This window comes from Psychrobacter sp. Ps4 (assembly GCF_022129285.1).
GTDB classification, from domain to species: domain Bacteria; phylum Pseudomonadota; class Gammaproteobacteria; order Pseudomonadales; family Moraxellaceae; genus Psychrobacter; species Psychrobacter immobilis_A.
Genome location: NZ_JADQAK010000009.1, coordinates 23443 through 47031, shown reverse-complemented (window position 1 = coordinate 47031; position 23589 = coordinate 23443). Strand labels below are relative to the sequence as shown.

Genomic DNA, 23589 nt, shown 5'->3' with positions numbered 1-23589 from the left:
CAATTAAATGATTTGCGACAAAACCCATGTGTCCATTTTGAAGCCATCATATTTGTTATATACTGTTTTATAATTTTTGTGTCATTAGGGCGGGTTAAACAGGCGTAAATAGACAGGGCTGATTTAGAAAAAATGCTTGTAATGACCACTCGCCAGCTTTCATTAAAGAACAGTCTGTCATTTTTTAATCAGTCGCTCTTTATGCCATTGAATCAGCTACCTCCCCTATAATTATAAGGATAATAAGTTTGAGTGATTTTGATAACAGGGATAATTCAGACAATTTTGATGAATTTTTTGAAAATATGGGCTATCGTTTCGACGAATCATTTAGCGATGGTTGGGAACGCCTTACCCAATCAATCAAACAGATATATCATAGAACGACTGATAAATTCGAAGATGAGTTGTCGCTGCCAGTGGCACAGATTTATGTCAATGATGCGCTGCAGAAGTTCGTCACTGATAATGTAAAAGCCATCTTAGAACTGCGTGTTGAGATGCATGATGACTGGTTCCGCTTATACTGTACGGTCGATGCTGGTGGCATTTATGCAGAGGTGGCGAGTAATTTTAGTTTGATTCATGTACAGCTTGATCGTAACGTCCAGCGATTTGTCTTTGGTCAACAGACTTATACTGATGTGCTAAATCTACGTTGTGAGTCGTTTATTAAGCGCCAAGGTATCAAACTGTTTATTTGGTTTTATCACACTATTCTGAAAAAAGACCCATTAGGCTTTATTCTCTCTTATATCAATATCGCCCGTGCAAAAGACGAGGTTATCTACCTTGATATCAATCGTTGGTTAAAAAAGAACAAAAAAATCATGAGCACTTTGCATAAAGTTCAAGTCAACTATGGCGAGCTTGAAGAAGAGCAAATGATTTTGAAAACTCAAATCAATTATCGTGATTTATTGGCTGCCAGCAGTAACGAAGATATCATCGGCGATGATGATGAGCCTGAGTTGATGCAAGGCCCTATTAACCCAATAGATGATGCGACCGAACCGAGTCAGGTATAAATCTCTCAGTATACAAATGACGTTTTTTACTTAGCAAAAAAGCGCTGACACTTAGAGACTATTATTGTCTTTTAGCGTCAGCGCTTTTTTATCAAGAAAATTTTCAATGGCTTCTAAAGCGTGCCGTCATCAATCATGCAACTACCAGTAATTTTCTACCGCAATATTGCCCTCGCCGCGACGATTCATCACCAAACCTAAAGTCTTGAGCGCTTCTTTGGTATCTTCCACCATGTCTGGATTGCCACATAACATGACGTGCGTGCTATCAACATCCAAGGCGATGCCCGCTCGCGCTTGCAGCGTACCATCTAGCAGCAGCTTGGGCAGACGCTCTGTCAGGGCGCCTTCGACAGGTTCACGGGTAACGATAGGAATAAAGATTAGTTTTGCAGGATTTTCAACCAAAGAACCAAAGTCTTCTTGCAAACTTTCAATCTTGTCGATATAGGCAAGCTCTTCTATCGAGCGCGCACTATAAGCCAAGATGATGTGCTCGTAATCTTCCCACGTCTGCAAATCTTGTAACATTGATAAAAATGGTGCCAAGCCCGTTCCAGTCGCGAGCAGCCATAAATCTTTTGGTAAAGGCTTTTGATAACGTGCTAACGTCAAAAAACCAAACGGCATGGTATTAAGCAGCAGCTCATCGCCCACTTCTAAATGCTGCAACTGCGACGTAAATGCGCCATCAGGAATTACGATAGAGAAGAACTCTAGCACCTCATCAAAAGGTGAAGAAACGATGGAATAAGCCCGAAAGATGTCTTCGTTTAGTTTTTCATTCTGTTCTTCATTAGCAATGGCATTACCTGCTGCACGCTGCTGTTTATAATATTTTAATTGACTGGGATTGACGCCCAAACGCACAAATTGACCCGCAGTAAACTTAAAGCTATCAGGACGGCTGACAGTGAAGCTAAATAGATTTGGCGTCCACGTGGTCTTACTAAGCACGGTTACTGCCTGAATATTATCACTCATAAGAATTATCGACTCACTTTTTAGTAATCATTATTTTTATCAAAACTTTGAACGACACACAATAAAAGATGCGCCAAGCTTATCATAAAGCTGGCGCATCTTGGGTTTCTGACCGTAATAACAGATAAGCAGCGGTATCAGTATACCCCTACTTACCCTTTTGCTATTTACCAAATACGTGCCAGACTTGCCCATTCAATCATGCTGTTTGGCAAAATACCAAAGAAGATAATCATCGCAGTTACCGCAATAACCATAATCCCGCCAGTACGCATCGCCCATTGGCTAGAAACGTCAAACTCAATGAACTGTTTAGGACGTTTAAAGAGGGTGAGCATCACACGTAAATAATAGAATAAGCCGATCGCACTACCCAAGATAATCATCGCTGCCAAGAACCAGTTGGTTCCTTGTACCGCTGCCAATATCGCAAATAGCTTGGTAATAAAGCCAGCCGTCAACGGAATGCCTGCCAATGACAACATCATAATAGTCATAACTGCAGTCAATACGGGACGACGCCAAAACAGACCTTGATAGTGAGTCAACTCATCAGCCTCACCAGATAAACGATAAGGGCTCGACATCAAGGTTACAACGCCAAAGGCACCGATAGAGGTTAATGCATAAACCGCCATATACATACTAGAGATACTATCCGCTGCCGCGCCGATACTGACGATGACAATCAACACATAACCCATATGGGCAATGGATGAATAACCCAATAGGCGTTTGAGGCTGGTTTGACGTACTGCTAATAAGTTACCGACTAAGATAGATAAAGTTGCCATGACCATTAACAGCATTTGCACCGATGGTAAGGCCAATAAAGACGTATCAATTAAGAAACGAACCGCCAAGCCCATCATAGCTACTTTTGATACCGATGCTAAAAAGGTAGCGATTGGTGCTGGAGCGCCTTCGTAAACATCTGGTGTCCACATATGAAACGGCGCAGCAGAGAGTTTGAAGGCGATACCGAACATCATCATCGCCGCACCAAGTATCAGAAGTGGCGACTCAAAAACATCACCTAATACCATACTAATTGGCTTAAAGGCGAGCGAGCCTACTTCGGCATAGATAAATGCCATACCCATCAGCAATGTCGCCGATGCCGTCGCTGACAGCACCAAGTATTTCAGCCCCGATTCGAGTGAGCGGTTGCGCATATAGGTATATGACAGCATGCCGTATAACGGTATAGACAGCATCTCTAAGCTCATAAAGAATGACGCTAAATGCTGAGCACTGACCATCAGTAAAGCACCAATCGTCGATAGCAACATGAGCAAATATAGCTCTTCTTTATTATCCTTGAGATTGGCGAGATACGCATAAGAGAGCGTACAGCAAGCCAATGCACAGATAAAAATAATCACCATATTAAACTGAGCAAAGTTATCAATAACGAATAGCTGCTCAGCGTTTGGTACGAGAGTACCGCTATTCATCATACCTGTCATTTGCCCAATGAGAGTAAATAGACCAATATTTAAGCCGACGACCGTTATCGTACCAGTCACCATATGTGAGCGTTTAATTGCGATGGCAATCATGACCACCAATACCGTAATAACGACGGCAATGATTGGCGCATAAGGCAATAACCCCATCAAATCATTCATCGTAATATCATTCATGACTTAACGTGCCTCCATTGCATCAAGCAGTTGCGACGCATCTACTTGTGTGACTTGACTGTATATATAAGCGTTATTGATCCACTGCATCGCATGACTTGAAGTATCAAGGAACGGCTGTGGATATAGACCAAGCCATACCAAACCTGCAGCGAGCATCAATAACAATGACAACTCACGCTTGCCCAAGTCTTTTAATGGACGCGTAGGCAAACCATGTGCTTTGGTTTCTTGCATAGCGACTGCTTCGATATTGTTTTTGCCAAATAATGCACGATGAATCAAAATAAGCGAGTATAGCCCTGCTAGTACCAGACTGAATGTTGCAAAGACCACAAACACTGGATACTGAGCAAAAGCACCAAATAAAATCATGAACTCGCCAATGAAGTTACCTGTCCCCGGAATACCGAGCAATGCCGCACAGAAGAACATCAGTATCGGTGCGTAGTAACGGAACTGACCCCACATACCACCCATCAAGGTTAGATCGCGCGTATGTAGACGCTCATATAACTGCCCTGCCATAATGAATAGCGCTGCTGAGCTTAAGCCGTGCGCTAACATCTGAATCATCAGACCTTGCAAACTGAGTAAGGTTCCAGCATAAATTGCTAATACCACAAAGCCCATATGCGAGATACTGGTATAAGCGAGCAAGCGCTTCATATCGGTCTGCATAAAGGCGAGCCATGCACCATAGAAGATACCAATCGTACCTAAGGTCATCGCAATCGGCGCAAAATCTTGTGATGCTGCTGGGAATAACGGCAACACGAAACGAATCAAACCATAAGCGGCGGTTTTAATCAAAACCCCTGCCAAATCCACCGAACCTGCCGTTGGTGCTTGCGCATGCGCATCTGGCAACCAGCCATGGAACGGAATAATCGGCAACTTAACCGCAAAGCCAATAAAGAAGCACAGCATGATCGGATATTCCCAGCCGCCAAGTGACGTACCGAGCAAATCATTATAATTAAAGCTCACCACCCCTTTTTGGGCGTAGCTGATAATGACCAATATCAAAATGCCGACCAGCATAATAAGCCCAGAAGCTTGGGTATAAATAAAGAACTTAGTCGCTGCGTATTCCTTGGTTTTACCAACCACATCATGACCCCAAATAGCGATCAAGAAGTAGATAGGAACCAGCATCATCTCCCAAAAGAAGAAGAACAAGAACAGATCAATGGCTAAGAACACACCAATGACGCCGCCCAAACTCCACAAAAGGTTGAGATGGAAAAAGCCGACTCGACGCTGAATCTCATTCCACGAACAAGCCACAGCAGCAATACCGAGCAATCCTGTTAACGCCACCATCATCAGCGACAAGCCATCCATCGCTAAATGGAAGCTAATACCAAAAGTCGGTATCCATGGCACACTAAATTCAGCGACCCAAGGCACAGCAGCGTCTGGCGCAATCACTTGCTTACTCATGCCGCTAAAGTCGCCGTATTGCCACAGCACTAGCGACAATACAAAGGTCAACGTCATACCGATTAGAGCAATCCATCGCGGCAAACGTTTATTAAATCGCTCGACCAACCAACATAACAACCCGGCAATAAAGGGAATTGCAATTAATGCTGGTAGCATCCACGTTTGTTGTAACTCAATCATCTTATACCACCGTCATCATTACCAGCACTAGTAATACAGCCATGCCCAAGCCAAAGCTTGCAGCGTAACCTCGAAGTGACCCAGTTTGCGTCGCAGACAATACCTTATTACCAGCAGATGCCAGCTTAGGCAAGACGAGCCACGCTTTATCGATAGGGTCGGCTTTAAATAAGCGGCCGATGAACAAAAAGGGTTTTACAAAAATTACATCGTATAGCGCATCAAAACCTAGACCATGATAACACCAGTGATATAGCGCCCCACCAACACGTGAGCGCTTAAAGCGGGTGAGCATTCGACCTTTATCCACCACATATAATAGCGCCGCTATTATTAGACCAGCCAGCATCGCACCCATGGCGATAAACTCAGCCGTATGCTTACCATGCGCTTGACCAGCGACTTCCAATAAATGCCCAACACTCTCTGGCAAGACGCCTTGTAATGGCGGGGTAATAAATGCGCCCACTGCCGTTGATAATACGAGCAACACACTAAGTGGTAGCCAATATGACACACCTGATAATTTGTGTGCATGCGTCTTTTCTTCACCAAAGAAGATAATCCAAATCATACGGAAGGTATAAAGCGCGGTTAAGAAAGCACCGAATACACCCATATAGAATAAGACCATATGACCGGTTGCATAACTCTCCCAAAGAATCGCTTCTTTAGAGTAAAAACCGACCGTGACCCAGGGTATCGCTGCCAATGCACCGCCACCGACGATATAGCACCAAAATACCAACGGTATCTTTTTACGTAGACCGCCCATCTTAAAGATGTTTTGCTCATGGTGTACCGCAAGGATGACTGCGCCTGATGATAAGAATAACAGGGCTTTAAAGAAAGCATGAGTCATCAAATGAAAGATTGCGCCTTGCCACGCACCAACGCCGAGTGCTAAGAACATATAGCCAATTTGGCTCATGGTTGAATAAGCAAGAATACGTTTGATGTCAGTTTGTGCCAGTGCACAGAATCCAGCAACGACCAATGTCAACGCCCCTACGCCGCCGACCCAATATAATAAAATACCAGGGGTCAGCTCAAACAATGGATGTAAGCGAGCGATTAAATAAACACCTGCGGTGACCATCGTTGCCGCGTGAATAAGCGCTGATACTGGCGTCGGACCTGCCATTGCATCAGCCAGCCATGTATGTAATGGCAGCTGCGCTGATTTACCCATCGCGCCGCCAACCAACATCATGGTGGTCAACATCATCGTTGGATTGTTGATATCAAACACTTCTGGTGCACGAGTAATAATTTCTTGAATATTAAGCGTACCAAATTCACGGAATAATAAAAACAGACCGAAGGCTAAGAATACATCACCCACGCGCGTCACCGTAAAGGCTTTCATCGCTGCAAGACCATTGGCGCGGTCATGGTAATAAAAACCGATCAGTAAGTACGAACAGATACCAACGCCTTCCCAGCCAAGATAAAGCAAGAACAAGTTATCTGCCAAGACTAGCAATAACATGCTGGCGACGAACAAGTTCATATAGCTAAAGAAACGGGCAAAGCCAGTGTCGCCTTTCATATACCAAGCGGCAAAGAGATGGATTAAAAAGCCAATCCCAGTGATGACACCCGTCATCGTCAGTGCCAAACCATCAAAGCTCAGACCGAAACTTGGGGCAAAATCTCCGACTTGGAACCATGTCCAAAGCGGAATCTCTATGACCGTTCCTGCTGGATTATTGGTCAAAAAAGTATAACTAACGATTAGCGTGCATAGTGCTGATAACAGCATACTACCCACACCGACAATCGCTGCCACCTGCTCTGTTAGCTTGTCGCGCATAAAGGCTAAAATCAAAAAGCCAATGAGCGGGAATATAAAGGTTAATGGTAATAAACTCATGACATCATCCTTTCATCTCATTGGCGCTATCGACATCGAGATGCCCACGCTGATGATAAAAACGCAATAATATTGCCAGACCAATTGACGCTTCAGCCGCAGCCAAGGTCAAAATAAAGATAAACATAATCTGTCCGTCTGGATCGACCCAGCGACTACCTGCCACTACAAATGCCAATGCTGCCGCATTCATCATGATCTCAAGACTCATTAGCATAAATAGGAAGTTACGTCGTACCATGACGCCGCACAGACCGATGGCAAATAAAATACCTGCCAAAATCAGTCCATGGCTCATGGGTATCATACCCAGTACATTTTGCGCCTCAGCAACTGGCTGTACTAAGCCTGCCACCTCGTGGGCAAACGGCACGTTTGACACATCTTGTGCCACGCTTGCTGCTAGTACCATTAGTCTGACTCCTTGCGCGTAACTTTATTCGCACCTACTTGACTACCTGCTTTCATGCCTACCTTCATACCAACATAGTCATGCGGGTCAACATCTTTATATTCGTAAGGCTTAGCCATTTCTACGCCGTCATGCTGTGTAAGAGTACTATCATTGTCGTATTGTTTGATACTGCCTACGCTTGGCTTGAAGTTTTGGCTATCATTACCGATGACCTCATCGTCGACTGTCTCTTTACCTAAATGATAAGCGGCGACCAAGGCTGCCAATAATAGCAATGCTGCTACTTCAACCAGCATAATGTATTTAGTAAATAACACCGTACCGACTGCTTTGGCAGAGATAGTCGTGCCACCCATCATGACCGCTTCATCGTGATTGAGACCAATCATCGCATAGAGCACAACGGCAATGATTATCGTCAATCCTGTCGGCAGCGCCCACGTGCCGGCATCGAGCCAACGCTCTTCGCGCTCGTCATTACTCATGCCCAAATTAAGCATCATGATAACGAAAACAAATAGCACCATAATGGCACCAGCATAAACAACAATCTCTAGCGCACCTGCAAACGGCGCTCCTAATACAAAAAATATCCCAGCAATTGCTAACAACGACACAATCATCGATAAGATAGCATGCACTGGATTGGCCTGAGTCACTACACGCAGACTGGCAAATATCGCCACTGCTGCAAGTGAATAAAATCCAGCCAATTCAGGATGGTTCAAAATATTCATCATGGTAGCAAGCTCCTTAGATCAATCGGTGCAGACTCATTTTGTGCTGCGCCTTTTGGTTTATCTGCTACCGCCATACCTGTCACACGATAATAGTTATAATCAGGGTATTTACCTGGTCCTGAAATGAGCAAATGCTCTTTTTCATAGACCAAGTCTTGGCGCTTATATTCACCCAGCTCAAAATCTGGGGTCATTTGAATCGCTGTCGTTGGACAGGCTTCTTCACACAATCCACAAAAGATACAGCGTGAGAAATTGATACGGAAAAACTCTGGATACCAGCGGCCGTCTTCACGCTCAGCTTTTTGTAATGAGATACACCCTACCGGACATGCCACCGCACACAAGTTACAAGCGACACAGCGCTCGTCTCCATCAGGATCACGTGTGAGGACAATACGTCCACGAAAACGCGGCGGTACAGGTACCGGCTCTTCAGGATAAAGGATGGTATCACGCGGTCTGAGCGCATGACTATTGACCATCCACATGCTGCGGACAATGGTAAATATACCAATGACGGTCTTTTTTATGGTAGTAAACATGGGATTATTATCCTTATCAGCTTTACCCTAGTTCATCAGTGATGGCTAGTAATGACTATAACGTTGGGGAAAAGATCAAAATGACCGCAGCAGTAATCAACAGATTGATCAAAGTTACGGGCAGACATACTTTCCAGCCAAAGTTCATCACCTGATCATAACGCGGACGCATGAGTGAGCCTCGAGCCAAAACAAACATCGTCATAAAGAACAGCGTTTTAATCATGAACCAAAAAGCTGGTGGAATAAATGGAATATCTAAATTGAACGGCGCAAGCCAACCGCCAAAGAACAAGCAAGTCATTAAGGCAGAAATCAAGACAACGTTGACATACTCACCAATAAAGAACATACCAAACTTCATACCAGAATATTCGACATGATAACCTTCAGCCAGTTCTTGCTCTGCTTCTGGTTGGTCAAATGGATGTCTGTGAGTGACGGCTACACCAGCCACGACAAAGGTTAAGAATCCGAAAAACTGCGGGATGATATACCAGCCATCCGCTTGTGCTTCAACAATAGCGCGTAAGTTAAATGAACCTGTTAGCGCAACAACGCCCATCAATGACAAACCCAAAAACACTTCGTAGCTGATGGTTTGTGCAGCAGAGCGCAAACCACCGAGTAGCGAGAACTTATTGGCAGACGCCCAACCGCCGAACATCACCGCATAGACAGCAATACCAGCCATGGCAAAGAAAAACAGAATACCAATATCCCAATCAACCACGCCAAGCGTTGGCGAGATAGGAATAATGGCAAATGAAGCCAAGGCAGTAAACATTGCGACCGCAGGTGCCAACGTGAACATAAACTTATCGGTAAAGTTCGGTGTCCAATCTTCTTTAAAGAAGATTTTTAGCATATCGGCGACTAACTGCAACGAACCAAAAGGCCCGACACGGTTTGGACCATAACGATCTTGCCATAAGGCCAACATACGGCGCTCATAGATAATCATCATCGCGGCAACCAATACCACGACCAAGAAGATGACCAGTGATTGCCCGACCATAAATAAAATGGACCAAGCATCAAAGCTCATGCTACCAGCCAAGAAGCTTGGCACATCAGGGATAATACGGGTAACTTGCATATTACACCTCCTGTGTGGTGGTCGGTGCTGTGTTCATTTGCGCAGCATCGTTATTGTTCATCATATCGTTAGCCATGCTACCCATCATCGTCACTGGTGCATCCACTTTGCGAACCGACGCTGGCATTGATGGATGAATGATACTCACCTGCCCAACTGGGTAACCGATACAGCCTTCTGCTAAATAACCGACAATCTGTACTGGCAAGGTGATTTGTTGCTTATCGATTTCAATCGCTAAGTAATCGCCATTAGCGATGTTCCAGTCCTTAGCATCATCCATCCCGATACGCCATGCAGCAACAGGCAGTTGCTCCGCAACCACTGGGCTACGTGACGCCATCATAGAGCTGGCATAGATATTATGGATAGGCACCAGTTTGGCTTGTCCTTCCTGCATATCCGTCGTCGTCGCAGACATGGCATCTGGTGCAACATATTGACGTGTTTCTAAACGTGCTAGCTGATCGAACATGCGCACACCTGGGTCGCCATTTTTTAGATGACCACCGACCTTGTCTTGGTATTTATTCCACGCTTGCGGTGAGTTCCAACCTGCCGCATTGGCAAAAGGAATCATCGAGCTTGGCGTTTCTTTACCACTATAACCTTCCATTGAGAAGGTCAAACCGGTGTCTAAATCTTTTGGCTGCATCGGCTCATGCACAGATATCGGTGCACGCATAGCGGTACGACCTGAATAGCGGCGCGGCTGACGAGCAATCTTCAGACCAGTCATACGGTAATCAGCATCAGGCGCAGCGCCTTTAATACCAGCAAGCTTAGGATGTGTAGCAATTAATGCATTGATGACATCATCCAGTTGCGTCCAATCGACATCACGACCCTCGATGCTGCTATGCACGGCATGTAACCAGCGCCAGCCTTCTTTAATACTGCTCATCGGATGATAGTATTCGTTGTCGTAAACTTGGAAGAAACGCTGTGCACGACCTTCAGCCGATATCAACGTACCATCTGCTTCTGCAAAGCTTGCCGCAGGTAACACAATATCGACGTCTTTATGCCAATCAAGCAACTGATGATCTAGCGCAATGACGGTTTTGTCGGCTAATAGTTGAGTCAACTTACTGGCATCAATGGCATCAGTCAGCTGATTTTCAGCGACGATGACCACATCGAAATCAGTCGCTAACAATTCTTCGACTGACTGACCGCCAAGCATGCAAACACCCATGCTATTGGCATCGGTAACTGTTAAGTAGATACCTGCTTGTGCCTGATATTTACTGTTTACTTCTTTCAGCTCAAGTTTTTTAGCAGGAGCGCGTTCTACATTGTCTTGCGTTTCTGTATCAACACCGGTTTCAGGTTTGTTTGGTTTAGCGGATAGCTCTTTATCTTCTATTTGCGCTTGCTCATCACGAACTTGAGCATTATACGTGTCCACTTGCTGCTGTTCAGTCGCTTTAATTGCTAAACGTTTTTGCGTCAATGCTTGAGTAATCTGCGCCGCTGCTTCTATCAATGCGGTAGACGACAAACTACTACCCGAAACAACTAACGGCTTATCAGCTTGAATCAAGTCATAAGCGATTTGCCGAGCCAATGCTTGCATACCGTCAGTCTCAGTATTGGCATCTTGCTCAGCTGCTTGTGGATCTGCTATTTCTGCTAAATCATCAGCGAAATTGGCAATTTCATCAGCGACTTTAAATCCAAGTTTAGTGATGTCTTCAGGGGTCGCCACCACACTCACTTTACTGATATCTTCTAGCTTAGTCTGCGTCACATCGATGACATAGACTGGGCTTAGCGCATCTTGAGCAATACGTTTAACCGGTTCAGCAAGCCACGACTGCGTTTGCAATGCCGCTGCCATTTTCAGGCCTTCATTTTTTGCCGCTTGGCGTACTGACAGCGCGACACGTGATGAGGTTTGAGTGATGTCTTCACCCAATACCAATACTGCATCATAGCTTTCAATATCAGTCATGCTTGGGTTATAAATGCCATCAGTACTTAATACTTCGATGCATTTATTAACCAATGCTTGCTGCTGATGGTTCAAACCTGTTGAGAACTTATCAAAGCCAACCAGATTTTTTAGCGCAAAGTTGGTCTCTAGACTGGCGCGCGGTGAGCCAATACCAATGACTTTTTTATCTTTGATACGCTTAATAGTTTCATCTAATGCATAGTCAATATTAATTTTGACATGCTTATCGTTGATACGCTCAAGCGCTTGGGTTGGGCGATCGTCACGATTAACATAGCCGTAACCAAAGCGACCACGGTCACACAAGAAATAGCGGTTTACTTCACCGTTATAGCGGTTTTCGATACGGCGCAATTCACCATAACGCTCACCTGGTGAGATATTACAGCCAGCCGAGCAGCCATGACAGATGCTTGGTGCATACTGCATGTCCCATTTACGGTTATAACGCTCTGAATGCGTTTTATCGGTAAATACACCAGTTGGGCATACTTCCGTTAAGTTGCCTGAGAATTCGCTTTCGAACTGACCATCCTTATCACGACCAAAATAAACGCGGTTATTTGAGCCATAAACGCCCAAGTCTTCGCCACCCGCATAGTCTTTATAAAAACGTACACAACGATAGCAAGCGATACAGCGGTTCATCTCATGCGCGATGAATGGGCCAAGCTCTTGATTATGATGGGTGCGTTTGGTAAAGCGATAACGACGACGGCTATGACCTGACATATACGTCATGTCTTGCAAATGGCAATGTCCGCCCTCTTCACAGGTTGGACAATCATGTGGATGGTTGGTCATCAGTAGCTCAACCATCGACTTGCGAAACGCTTTGGCTTCATCGTCAGTGACAGAGATATACATGTCATCGCCAGGAGCGACCATACATGACATCACAAGACGGCCGCGACCTGCTTCCATATCTTCTTTGTTTTGGAATTGCTTGACCGCGCACTGGCGGCACGACCCTACTGAGCCAAGGGCTGGATGATAACAAAAATACGGCACATCAATGCCGAGTGATAAGCAGGCTTGTAGCAAGTTATCTGCGCTATCTACTTCGACAGTGGTCCCATCAATATGTATGACTGCCATGCCGCTCTCCTTATTTCACTTCTGGCTGTTGATTGGCTGCCGCATCAATGACATCGACACCAACCGCCTGCGCGATTTTTTGATCAAACTCTGGACGGAAATATTTAATCGCACTCATCAGTGGTTCCATCGCACCCGGCGCATGTGCACAGAAAGTTTTACCAATCCATAAGTCACGCGTAAGGCCTTCTAGTTTTTCGACATCGCCGACTTGCCCTTCACCATCATTGATAGCGGTAAGCAATTTGACACCCCACGGCAGACCATCACGGCATGGCGTACACCAACCGCAGGATTCGCGCTGAAAGAAAATTTCGAGATTGCGAACGAGTGGCACCATATCTTGTGCTTCATCAACGACCATAATTAGCCCAGTACCCATACGGCTACCTGCTTTTTGAATGGTGTCAAAATCCACCACCACATCTAAATGCTCAGTGGTTAAAAAGTCAGTAGAAGCACCGCCCGGTAGCCAAGCTTTGAGCGTTTTGCCATCGATCATACCACCCGCTAAATCTTCAATGATTTCGCGTGCCGTATAACCAAACGGTAACTCCCACAGACCTGGGTCATTGACTAAACCTGAGCAGCCAAACAGTTTGGTACCCGGTGTCTGGCTCTTGCCTTTGATGTTAGATAATGACTGATACCATTCAACACCATGGTTTAGGATGGCTGGCATGTTACACAAGGTTTCAACGTTGTTGACGACGGTTGGACGACCCCATGCACCAGAAATTTGTGGAAACGGTGGTTTGGTACGTGGATTAGCACGGCGACCTTCCAAGCAATTAATCAGTGCCGTTTCTTCACCACAGATATAGCGTCCAGCGCCCGTATGCACGTGCAGATTAAAGCTAAAGTCTGAGCCTAAAATATTCTTTCCCATGAGATTGTTAGCCAAGCATTCTTCGATGGCAGTGACCAGACGCTGGGCGGCTAAGATATATTCACCACGGATAAAGATATACCCGTCAGTTGCACCAATCGCATGAGCGGTAATCAACATACCTTCAATTAACTGAAACGGTAGGCGCTCCATTAATAGGCGATCTTTAAAGGTGCCCGGCTCCATTTCATCCGCATTACAGATGAGATAACGCGGCAAACCATCCGGCGGCGACATAAATGACCATTTAAGACCAGCATTAAAACCTGCACCGCCGCGACCTCGAACATTGGCCGCTTTAATCATATTGCCAACGTCTTTAGGCGACTTAGATAACGCTTCTTTTAGACCCGTAAAGCCTTTTAGAGACTCATAAGTGGCTAAATCAAGCACCGCATCATGATGCGCCAAACGCCACGTCAAAGGCTTGGTTTCGCTAGTGGCTGTCGCTTTATCACCATAGATTGGAACACGCTGTGCATTTAGCTGGCTTGGCGCTTGGCCTTGACCGCGACGAGCAATTTGCTCTGAAATCGTTAAACTCATGCGTATAGCTCCAATAATTGCGCGACCTCAGATGGCTGGACAGGGCCGTAAGTGTCTTCATCAATCAGTACCGCTGGTCCCTTATCACAGTTGCCCAAGCAGCAAATTGGCAATAGGGTAAAACGTCCATCAGCAGTGGTTTGACCGTACTCAATACCCAGCTGCGATCTAATCTCATCTGACAGCGCCTCATAACCTGTCAAATAACAAGCCACAGAGTCACATATGAGAATCACATGGCGACCGACAGGTTGGCGATAAATACGGTTAAAGAAAGTCGCAACCCCATCCATATCTGACATCGGAATGTCTAGGATGTTGGCAATGGCATTTGCTTGCGCATCATCGACCCAGCCGTTACGCTTTTGCACGATTTTTAGCGCATCTAGCGAGGCGGCACGCGCCTGTGGGTAATGGTGCATAAACTCATGAATGGCAGCAATTTCATCACTGGTGAGAATGCTTTCCACATCTACTTTTGGCATTTTGTCGGAAACAATTTTCATAATCTTCTGTCTTTCCTCACTCATCCTGCTCTATCACAAGCCAATATCAGTCTGCTTAAAACTGTAGTTATATTGACGAGTGACAGCATTTTGGTGTGCCATCAGGCAATAATATATTGATGAACAAATACTTATGAAGCAGCGGCTCTAACGATCACAATCCGCCATCACAATATCAATCGATGCTAGGTACATAATGGCATCAGAAACCAGCGAGCCATTGATGACCGATGGCATCTGCTGTAAATGCGCAAATGTCGGCGTACGGATACGGGTACGATAGCTCATCGTGGCCTTGTCTGAGGTGATGTAATAACTGTTCAGACCTTTGGTCGCCTCGACGATCGTCGTACATTCGCCTGCTGGCATCACAGGACCCCAAGATACTGAGATAAAGTGGTTAATCAGCGTTTCGATATCATTCAATGTACGGTCTTTTGGCGGTGGTACAGCCAGTGGATGATCCGCTTTATAAGGGCCTTGTGGCATATTATCCATACATTGACGGATAATACGCAATGACTGACGCATCTCTTCGACTTTGACCATACAGCGATCATAAGCATCACCGTTGTAGCCAACTGGCACTTCAAAATCGTAATTCTCATAGCCCATGTATGGACGCGCTTTACGCAGGTCGAAATCAACGCCTGTCGCACGCAGACCAGCGCCCGTCACGCCCCAAGCAAGTGCTTGCTTAGCATTATATTGAGCAACCCCTTGGGTACGGCCTTTGAGCACGCTATTTTGTAATGCCGCTTTGACATATTCGTCCAAGCGTTTTGGCATCCAATCTAAAAACTCACGCACCAGACGCTGCCAACCACGTGGCAGATCAGCAGCGGTACCGCCGATGCGGAACCAAGCGGGATGCATACGATAGCCAGTCACGGCTTCGATGACGTCATAGGCTTTTTGGCGATCGGTAAACATATAGAATACAGGGGTCATACCGCCCGCATCCTGAATGAACGTACCGACGAATAGTAAATTATTGGTGATACGGAAAAACTCACTCATCATCACGCGGATGGTTTCAGCACGTGGTGGAATGGTGATTCCAGCCAACTTTTCGACCGACATGATGTACGGCAGTTCATTCATCACACCGCCCAGATAATCGATACGGTCGGTATAAGGAATAAATGAGTGCCATGTTTGACGTTCAGCCATCTTTTCTGCGCCGCGATGGTGATAGCCGATATCAGGGATACAATCGACGACTTCTTCGCCATCGAGCTGTAGCACAAGTCTAAAAGCACCGTGAGCAGAGGGATGGTTAGGACCGATGTTCAAGAACATAAAGTCTTCATCACGACCTGAACGCTTCATGCCCCATTCTTCTGGGACAAAACGCAGGTTTTCTTGCTCGTATTGTTGCTTGGCGGTGTTCAAGAAATACGGGGTAAATTCAGTCGCGCGCGCATGATACTCTTTACGCAGCGGATGACCTTCCCAGTACTTTGGTAATAAGATACGCGTTAGATGCGGATGACCGGTAAAGACAATACCGAACATGTCCCATACTTCACGCTCGTACCAGTTGGCATTTGGCCAAATCTGCGTAGCGCTCGGTACATTGACATCGTCTTCACTCAGCGCGACTTTAATACGTACGTCGCTATTACGCTCAAGCGACATCAAGTGATAAAACACCGTAAAATCGCTGTCAGGCAAACCTTGGCGATGCTGACGCAGACGCTCATCTATCGCTGACAAGTCAAATAGCATGACGTATGGCTGGGGCAATTTACGCAGGTATAGAAGAATATCCAGCAAATCAGCACGTGCCACCCAAACCGTTGGAATCTCATCCACAGTGTGCTGCACGACAAACTTACCGGCATACTTCTGCTCCAGCTCGGTGATAACCGCTGGAACAGGCTTAATGTTAGGATCTATGTTTTCGACTACCGTGACCATGAATGATGTATTCCTTCATTAATCATAATTGAGCTATGTTGAGCCTAACCGAGCTATATTAATCATAACTGAACCATGTTAATCATAACTGAACTACGCTAAACATAAGCGAACTACGATGAATATATGCGTACTGAGCACTTTTACGGATTGTGTATGATTGAGCCAAACTAAAACATGATATAACCAAATAATTTATGCCTAATATGCTATTTATCAAATGCAGTTTGGCTACAGGCTCGCTGATTAGATACTGTCTGGGCTACGCAAGTTTTTCACAGCGATACGATCTGCTTGCTTACGGTCACGCTCAGGCGTCATTTGTGGCTGATAGATACCCTGATCATTGACATGAATACCTAGCGGGCGACGCTCTTTAGTAATCGACTCTTGCAGCAACATCAAGCCTTGGATCAACGCTTCTGGACGCGGCGGACAACCGGGCACATAGACATCAACAGGGATAATTTTGTCCACGCCTTGCACGACCGAATAGATATCATACATACCACCCGAGTTAGCACAGGCACCCATCGAGATAACCCATTTTGGCTCAAGCATTTGCTCATAAAGGCGCTGAATAACCGGTGCCATTTTGACAAAACAAGTACCAGCAACGATCATCACGTCTGCCTGACGGGGCGACGCGCGAATAACTTCGGCACCAAAGCGTGACAAATCATGAACGGCGGTTAGGGTGGTGGCATATTCGACATAACAGCAAGAGGTACCAAAGTTAAATGGCCAAAGTGAGTGCTTGCGCCCCCAGTTTGCTGTTGAATGGACAAGGTCTTCGAGACGACCCATAAAGACGTTTTTATTCACTTCGTCTTCGATTGGATCATTGACCGTTTGACTGGTCTGTGCAGGATAGACATCTGCATCAGGGTTGGCTTTTGTTAATGTGTATTTCATAACATACAACCTTTATATTAGGCGAAGCGCAGCAATCATCTTGCTTCCGCTATCGCCTTAACTTCTATTATTAATAGGCGACCATTTTGCAGTAATGTGCCACAAGACCGTCAAAAGCGATTAGCGTTTGACTTTGTCTTGTTGCGCAGATGTAGCAAAATCCATGGAAGTCACATTACCAGTAGTATTAATATGATCGATATTTTGCAAGTGACGACGGTTGGTCTCGATATTGTTCGAGACATTAATCTGCCCTGAAGACTGGGCTGGTATCTTGCCAGTTGGATCGACCATCAGCTCATCGACGCCATCAAACTGCGTAATATCTGCCAAATTAAAATCTGCCGGAGCTGCATATAGACGTGGTTGCTTGCGGCGCTTGTCCGATGGTGCCCAATTCATCGCACCCAGACTGAGCTCGTATACCAAGCCGATAATCAAGATGGTAATGAATATCGCGGCAGCGGCGAAGCCCAGCCAGCCTGCTTCACGTACTGAAACGGCATAAGCGTATAAATATAGCGCTTCTAAATCAAAGATAACGAAGAAGATTGCCACCAAATAGAATTTGGCAGACAAACGAATACGGGCGTTGCCAGCTCCGACAACACCCGCTTCAAATACTTCTTCTTTTTGTGAGCCCTGAGAGCGACCGCCAAGCAAACGCGGCACAACCAGCATAAAGACCACTAGCCCAATGGCGGCTAAGATAAAAGCAATGGCTGACCAATTAAAAGCAGACATGATAATACGTGCTCCTCACCCAATCGAGTGTCAAGCGCAGCGCACATACTCACAAACTATAGAGTGGTAATGGCGACCGGCATAACGCAGACGAAAACACAAAGTAACTGCCATTGGGTCTTAATAACTCAATGGCTCATATAGATACTGTGCTGGTAATAACCAATTATCAAGCTTATTGACGACGATGTCAGACATGACCAACTATAGATACTCCGATATATAACGGAGAAAGGCTGGTCGCCTAACGCATCTTCTAACAACGTAAGATCAACGTATTAAATCAATATCATATTCGATAGTTTATTTAATTGATTTAATAGCTCATTACACGTGGTCAACAATGACGAGACAACTGGCATAAATTATTTACGTACTATACGCATATCAGTGCCTAAAAGCTAGTTTTTAACTGTATTGAACGGTCACTTTATAGGCGAAAGAAACATGTTTTTTTTGCCATGAATTATGATATAGACGTTACCTTATATTAAGCCCAAATCCACATTTTTGAGTGGACGCTAGTATATATAGTATAAGTCACGAAAAATTAACGCTTTTTTACTGGGTGCCGATCCTTGAACTCCTCCCCAATGTGACGGTTTTTGCTTTATAATAACCCGCCTAATTGCATGGTAGTATCAGCGGCTGTTTTAACGATGGCGCTCTTGATTAATTGTCACAAAATATTAATGGTCATGAGCGTGATTAGCGGATAGGTTGATTAACCTTATCGACGCCATGTTTTGATATCGAGATGATGCAACAAGCTATAATGCTATGTTGCCGTCTTGCGCTATCGATCTGCCTGATACGTGCCGTTTTTATCTCACTGAGCAACGCTTGATATCAACACTCGCCTTTTTTGCTTTCTTTTTGCTTTTGTCTTACAGGTCACCTTATGAGTCAACTTAATCCCAAACAACAAGAAGCGATGCTCTACGTATCCGGTCCATTGCTTGTGCTAGCAGGTGCCGGCTCCGGTAAGACATCGGTGATTACCCGTAAAATTGCGTATCTAATCGAAGAATGCAACATGCCAGCCGAGCGCATTACCGCGGTGACTTTTACCAATAAAGCAGCGCGCGAGATGAAAGCCCGTGTCAGTAAATTGCTGCCGAGTGAAAAAACTCGCGGGCTGACGGTGTCTACCTTTCACCAATTTGGGCTACAGTTTTTGCGTTATGAGCTGATTCATACCCCGCTCAAGGGTAACTTCTCCATCATGGACAGCGACGACAGTAAGCGTTTGCTGATGGAGCTGATGATGCGTGACAATTTAAGCGGCGCTGAAAGTCGTGAATTGGTCGGCAAAGCCATTAAAATGATTTCTGACTGGAAAAATGATCTGATTGAGCCGGACAAGGCAATGGAAACCTTAGACGATCCAGAAGACATGATTTTTGCGACCCTCTATGCCTTATATGAGCGCAATTTGCGTGCTTATAACGCCGTTGATTTCGATGATTTGATTGTCCTGCCAACCAAGATATTACGTGAAAACAGAGAGCTGCGCGATAAATGGCAAAACCGTATTCGTTACTTACTCGTCGATGAATATCAAGATACCAACACCGCCCAGTATGAGATGATTAAATACTTAGTCGGACCGCAAGGGCGTTTTACCGTCGTTGGCGATGACGATCAATCTATCTATGCGTGGCGCGGTGCAAAACCGGAAAACATGGCGCTACTCAAAGAAGATTTCCCAAAACTCAAAATCGTCATGCTTGAGCAAAACTATCGCTCGACCACGCGTATTTTGACCTCTGCCAACGCTGTTATTACCAATAACGAGCATTTATTTGAAAAGAAACTCTGGTCAGATAAAGGTCAAGGTGAAAAAATTCGTATTATTAACTGCCGCAATGATGATGATGAGTCTGAGCGTGTGGCAAAAGAGATTGTCACTCATAAACTGCGTTTCGGTAATGAGTGGGAGCAATATGCCGTTCTTTATCGCAGTAACTTTCAGGCGCGCATGCTAGAGGCGCAATTACGTCAGCTGCAAGTGCCTTATAAGTTGTCGGGCGGTCAGTCGTTCTTTGCGCGTAGTGAAATCAAAGACATCATGGGCTATCTACGTTTGATTCTGAACCCTGAAGACGACAGTGCGTTTTTACGTATTATCAATACGCCTAAGCGTGGAATGGGGCCAGCAACGCTAGAGAAGTTAGGCTTATTTTCACAAGAGCATAGCATCTCGCTACTCGCTTCTTGTACCCACGCAGGGCTTGCGCATGTTTTACCGTCGAAGGCTTATGGTACGATAAAGGAGTTCGGTGAGTTTATTGAACATTATACGCGTGAGCTCGATCAGCATCCTGACCCTGTACCTATCGTCCGCCAAATGATTGATGAAACGGGTTATATCGACTTTGTGCGTAGCGACGCCAAAACCCCGCAACAAGAAAAAAACCGTATCGATAATATTGATATGCTCTACACTAGTATTCAATCGCTGATTAATCGAGCCGAAGAAGACGAAGATCGCACCATTGATACCATCATTCGTAAGCTGGTGTTGCTAGATATGCTCGAGCAACAGCAAGAAGAAGAAAACACCAACAAGGTTAACTTGATGACCTTGCATGCAGCAAAAGGTTTGGAATTTGATTTTGTGTATATCATGGGGCTTGAGGAAGAAATGCTACCGCACCGCAATTCTATTCTAAGCGAGACGGTCGAAGAAGAACGGCGCTTGATGTATGTGGGCATTACTCGTGCGCGTCGAGAGCTGACATTGACGCTAGCGACTCAGCGCCGTGCAGGCGGTCAGATGCGTGTCACTTCTGAATCGCGCTTTTTAGATGAGTTACCAGAAGAGCATATCGACTGGCCAGCCAAGGCGAAAAAGAAAAAAGCGACTAAAGACCCAGAAGCCGTTGCTGATGAATACTTGGCTAATATTCGCGCTTTATTGGGTAATCGTTAGCGTTAGCCTCCACGCTTGAGAGCATCACCAGTTAGCGACATGAGAAATTAGCACTTATTCGACATTTTAGTGTTTGTTATTATTTATACTTTCTAAAAACTTTGGAACCTTTATGCCTACCCCTATGCCTGATCAGGAACGACCATCTACGCTACAGGGAGATTACAATCCAGCAGAGTATAGCGGCGAATATAAGCTTCTATACCTGCAAAGTTTGGTTGCTGACAAGGCATACGAGGCGATTACTGAGTTTTTAGAAAAGCAGTCCAAATATGAGATTGCGAGCCTATTAGAATCGTTCCCTAGCCAAAATCGCTTATTGATTTGGGCACAAGTACCAGAAAACATCAAAGGCGAAGTGCTTGCCGAGTTAGAGTTTGATACACGCCAGCCGCTGCTAGAAAACGTCTCATCGAAAGACATTTCCTTATTTACCCAAGACCTTGATGCGCAAGACATCTCTGAGATTTTAGACACCGTCACCGAAAGTGTGCGTACCTCGGTGATGGCTACCTTGGATGAAGACATCCGAGTGCAGGTCAATAAGCTCGATACCTATGCAGACTGGGAAGTCGGTCGTTATATGGATCCTGACCTCATTCAGATCAGGGATGATATCACCCTTGCAGAAGTACAGAACTGGCTACGAGAAAATGATGATTTGCTCGATGATGAAAGCCAAGAGCTGCTGGTCGTTGATCAAAGCCAACAATTACTCGGGCTGCTCAGTCTGGTCGATTTGATTAAACACGATCAAACTACTTTAGTCTCAGAATTGATTGATAACGCCATCACCATTAATGATCGCTTAGACATCCAAGATGCCGCGGCGATTTTCCGCTCAGAGGACATTCGTTTTGCCCCCGTTATTAATAGCCACGGTGAATTGGTCGGTCAGTTAAATGGCGAGGACATCATGGAAATTATCCAAGATGATGTCGATAGCACCATGAAAAACCTCGCGGGTGTCAGCCAAGATGAAGAACTGTTTGCTCCTATTTTGACCAGTGCCAAAAGCCGCAGTATTTGGCTAGGCATTAACTTGTGTACCGCCTTATTGGCTGCCGCTGTGATTGGTCAGTTCGAGGCGGTACTGGCAAAAGTGGTGGCGCTGGCGATACTCATGCCTGTGGTCGCGAGTATGGGCGGTATTGCTGGGTCGCAGACATTAACTGTCGTCATTCGCGGTATGGCGATGGGTCAAATCGGTGGTTCCAACCGTTTGTGGTTATTAAATAAAGAGCTGTGGGTTGGCGCGATAAACGGTATCATATGGGCGATAATCATGGCGATTATTGCCCAATTATGGTTTCATGACATTAAAATCAGTGCCGTCATTGGTTTTGCCATTGCCATCAATATGACTGCTGCTAACGTTTCGGGCATTAGTATTCCACTGCTCCTAAAACGCATGAATATTGACCCTGCCCTATCCGCCTCGGTTATTTTAACCACCGTGACAGATATCGTCGGCTTTATGTCATTCTTGGGTTTGGCGAGTGTGTTGATACTATAATCACATAGCCAACGTTAAAACTATATTATTTAGAAATTATCTTATTTAGAAACAATATTATTTAGAAACTATCCAACCGTTAAGTGAGTGCGTTATGCAAGCTGTACAAGTTAAAGTATTAAACCCTAAAATTACTGAAGATAAAGCCTTCTCGTTACCGACACGCGCCACTGATGGCAGCGCTGGTATCGACTTGCGCGCTTGTATTGATGAGCCATTGACGATTAAAGCCGGTGCCACGCATTTAATTGGTACTGGTTTGGCGGTTTATATCCAAGACCCTAACTTTGCAGGGATGATTTTACCGCGCTCAGGTCTTGGTCATAAGCACGGTATCGTCTTGGGTAATTTGGTTGGCTTGATTGATGCCGATTATCAAGGTGAGCTGATGGTCAGTATTTGGAATCGTAGTAATGAAGACTTTGTGTTGAATCCTGCGGAACGTATGGCACAATATGTAGTCGTACCCGTTGCCCGCCCTGAGTTTGAAGTGGTATCAGAATTTAGTGATACCAGTGCACGCGGTGCAGGCGGCTTTGGACATTCAGGCCGCCAATAATCAGTCGTCATTACTGATTTGCCATGTTAATTATCT

18 protein-coding genes are annotated in these 23589 nt (G+C 45.3%); 4 read left to right on the top strand and 14 right to left on the bottom strand.

The window, feature by feature from the left end; all coding sequences use genetic code 11:
- The first annotated feature begins 248 nt into the window (after window positions 1–248).
- On the top strand, window positions 249–1028 hold the full coding sequence (locus tag I3252_RS07000) for a hypothetical protein (RefSeq protein ID WP_045451664.1): 780 nt from the start codon (window positions 249–251) through the stop codon (window positions 1026–1028).
- A 141-nt stretch (window positions 1029–1169) separates the two neighbouring features.
- Here the strand turns inward: I3252_RS07000 and I3252_RS06995 are convergent, their stop codons facing one another.
- The 14 genes from I3252_RS06995 to ndhC all read right to left on the bottom strand — a co-directional run bounded on the left by I3252_RS06995 (window position 1170) and on the right by ndhC (window position 18543).
- On the bottom strand, window positions 1170–2012 hold the full coding sequence (locus I3252_RS06995) for a ferredoxin--NADP reductase (RefSeq protein ID WP_193007133.1): 843 nt from the start codon (window positions 2010–2012) through the stop codon (window positions 1170–1172).
- A 167-nt stretch (window positions 2013–2179) separates the two neighbouring features.
- Entirely contained in the window at window positions 2180–3658 is a 1479-nt protein-coding gene (gene nuoN / locus I3252_RS06990; RefSeq protein WP_238034668.1) for an NADH-quinone oxidoreductase subunit NuoN, read from the bottom strand.
- 3 nt (window positions 3659–3661) lie between these two features.
- Window positions 3662–5287: an NADH-quinone oxidoreductase subunit M gene (nuoM, locus tag I3252_RS06985; RefSeq protein ID WP_055124527.1), complete on the bottom strand. Its 1626-nt coding sequence runs from the start codon at window positions 5285–5287 to the stop codon at window positions 3662–3664.
- Window position 5288: 1 nt separating this feature from the next.
- Entirely contained in the window at window positions 5289–7163 is a 1875-nt protein-coding gene (gene nuoL / locus I3252_RS06980; RefSeq protein ID WP_238034667.1) for an NADH-quinone oxidoreductase subunit L, read from the bottom strand.
- Window positions 7164–7167: 4 nt separating this feature from the next.
- A complete protein-coding gene (nuoK, locus tag I3252_RS06975; protein WP_025653102.1) occupies window positions 7168–7476 on the bottom strand; it encodes an NADH-quinone oxidoreductase subunit NuoK in 309 nt (102 codons plus the stop codon).
- A gap of 98 nt (window positions 7477–7574) precedes the next feature.
- A complete protein-coding gene (gene nuoJ / locus I3252_RS06970) occupies window positions 7575–8318 on the bottom strand; it encodes an NADH-quinone oxidoreductase subunit J (RefSeq protein ID WP_238034666.1) in 744 nt (247 codons plus the stop codon).
- Entirely contained in the window at window positions 8315–8863 is a 549-nt protein-coding gene (nuoI, locus tag I3252_RS06965; RefSeq protein ID WP_010198902.1) for an NADH-quinone oxidoreductase subunit NuoI, read from the bottom strand. The genes nuoJ and nuoI overlap by 4 nt, the downstream gene beginning before the upstream one ends.
- A gap of 55 nt (window positions 8864–8918) precedes the next feature.
- Window positions 8919–9962 (bottom strand): NADH-quinone oxidoreductase subunit NuoH, encoded by a 1044-nt coding sequence (nuoH, locus tag I3252_RS06960; RefSeq protein WP_238034665.1) that lies wholly within the window; start codon window positions 9960–9962, stop codon window positions 8919–8921.
- 1 nt (window position 9963) lies between these two features.
- Window positions 9964–13020 carry an NADH-quinone oxidoreductase subunit NuoG gene (gene nuoG, locus I3252_RS06955; RefSeq protein ID WP_238034664.1) on the bottom strand — a complete coding sequence of 1019 codons (3057 nt, stop codon included), beginning with the start codon at window positions 13018–13020 and terminating at the stop codon, window positions 9964–9966.
- Window positions 13021–13030: 10 nt separating this feature from the next.
- On the bottom strand, window positions 13031–14455 hold the full coding sequence (nuoF, locus tag I3252_RS06950) for an NADH-quinone oxidoreductase subunit NuoF (RefSeq protein WP_238034663.1): 1425 nt from the start codon (window positions 14453–14455) through the stop codon (window positions 13031–13033).
- Window positions 14452–14961: an NADH-quinone oxidoreductase subunit NuoE gene (gene nuoE, locus I3252_RS06945; RefSeq protein WP_238034662.1), complete on the bottom strand. Its 510-nt coding sequence runs from the start codon at window positions 14959–14961 to the stop codon at window positions 14452–14454. The genes nuoF and nuoE overlap by 4 nt, the downstream gene beginning before the upstream one ends.
- A 147-nt stretch (window positions 14962–15108) precedes the next feature.
- Window positions 15109–16884: an NADH-quinone oxidoreductase subunit C/D gene (gene nuoC, locus I3252_RS06940; protein ID WP_201553478.1), complete on the bottom strand. Its 1776-nt coding sequence runs from the start codon at window positions 16882–16884 to the stop codon at window positions 15109–15111.
- A gap of 246 nt (window positions 16885–17130) precedes the next feature.
- A complete protein-coding gene (locus I3252_RS06935) occupies window positions 17131–17799 on the bottom strand; it encodes an NADH-quinone oxidoreductase subunit B (protein ID WP_025653094.1) in 669 nt (222 codons plus the stop codon).
- 120 nt (window positions 17800–17919) lie between these two features.
- Window positions 17920–18543: an NADH-quinone oxidoreductase subunit A gene (gene ndhC / locus I3252_RS06930; protein WP_238034661.1), complete on the bottom strand. Its 624-nt coding sequence runs from the start codon at window positions 18541–18543 to the stop codon at window positions 17920–17922.
- 901 nt (window positions 18544–19444) lie between these two features.
- Between ndhC and I3252_RS06925 the strand changes: the two genes are divergently transcribed.
- From I3252_RS06925 to dut, 3 genes are all read left to right on the top strand, one after another.
- Window positions 19445–21478 carry a UvrD-helicase domain-containing protein gene (locus I3252_RS06925; protein ID WP_060490569.1) on the top strand — a complete coding sequence of 678 codons (2034 nt, stop codon included), beginning with the start codon at window positions 19445–19447 and terminating at the stop codon, window positions 21476–21478.
- Window positions 21479–21590: 112 nt separating this feature from the next.
- Window positions 21591–22994, top strand: coding sequence for a magnesium transporter (gene mgtE, locus I3252_RS06920; RefSeq protein ID WP_083475673.1), 1404 nt, complete (start codon window positions 21591–21593; stop codon window positions 22992–22994).
- A gap of 94 nt (window positions 22995–23088) precedes the next feature.
- Window positions 23089–23553 carry a dUTP diphosphatase gene (dut, locus tag I3252_RS06915; protein WP_045444733.1) on the top strand — a complete coding sequence of 155 codons (465 nt, stop codon included), beginning with the start codon at window positions 23089–23091 and terminating at the stop codon, window positions 23551–23553.
- The last annotated feature ends 36 nt before the right edge of the window (window positions 23554–23589 follow it).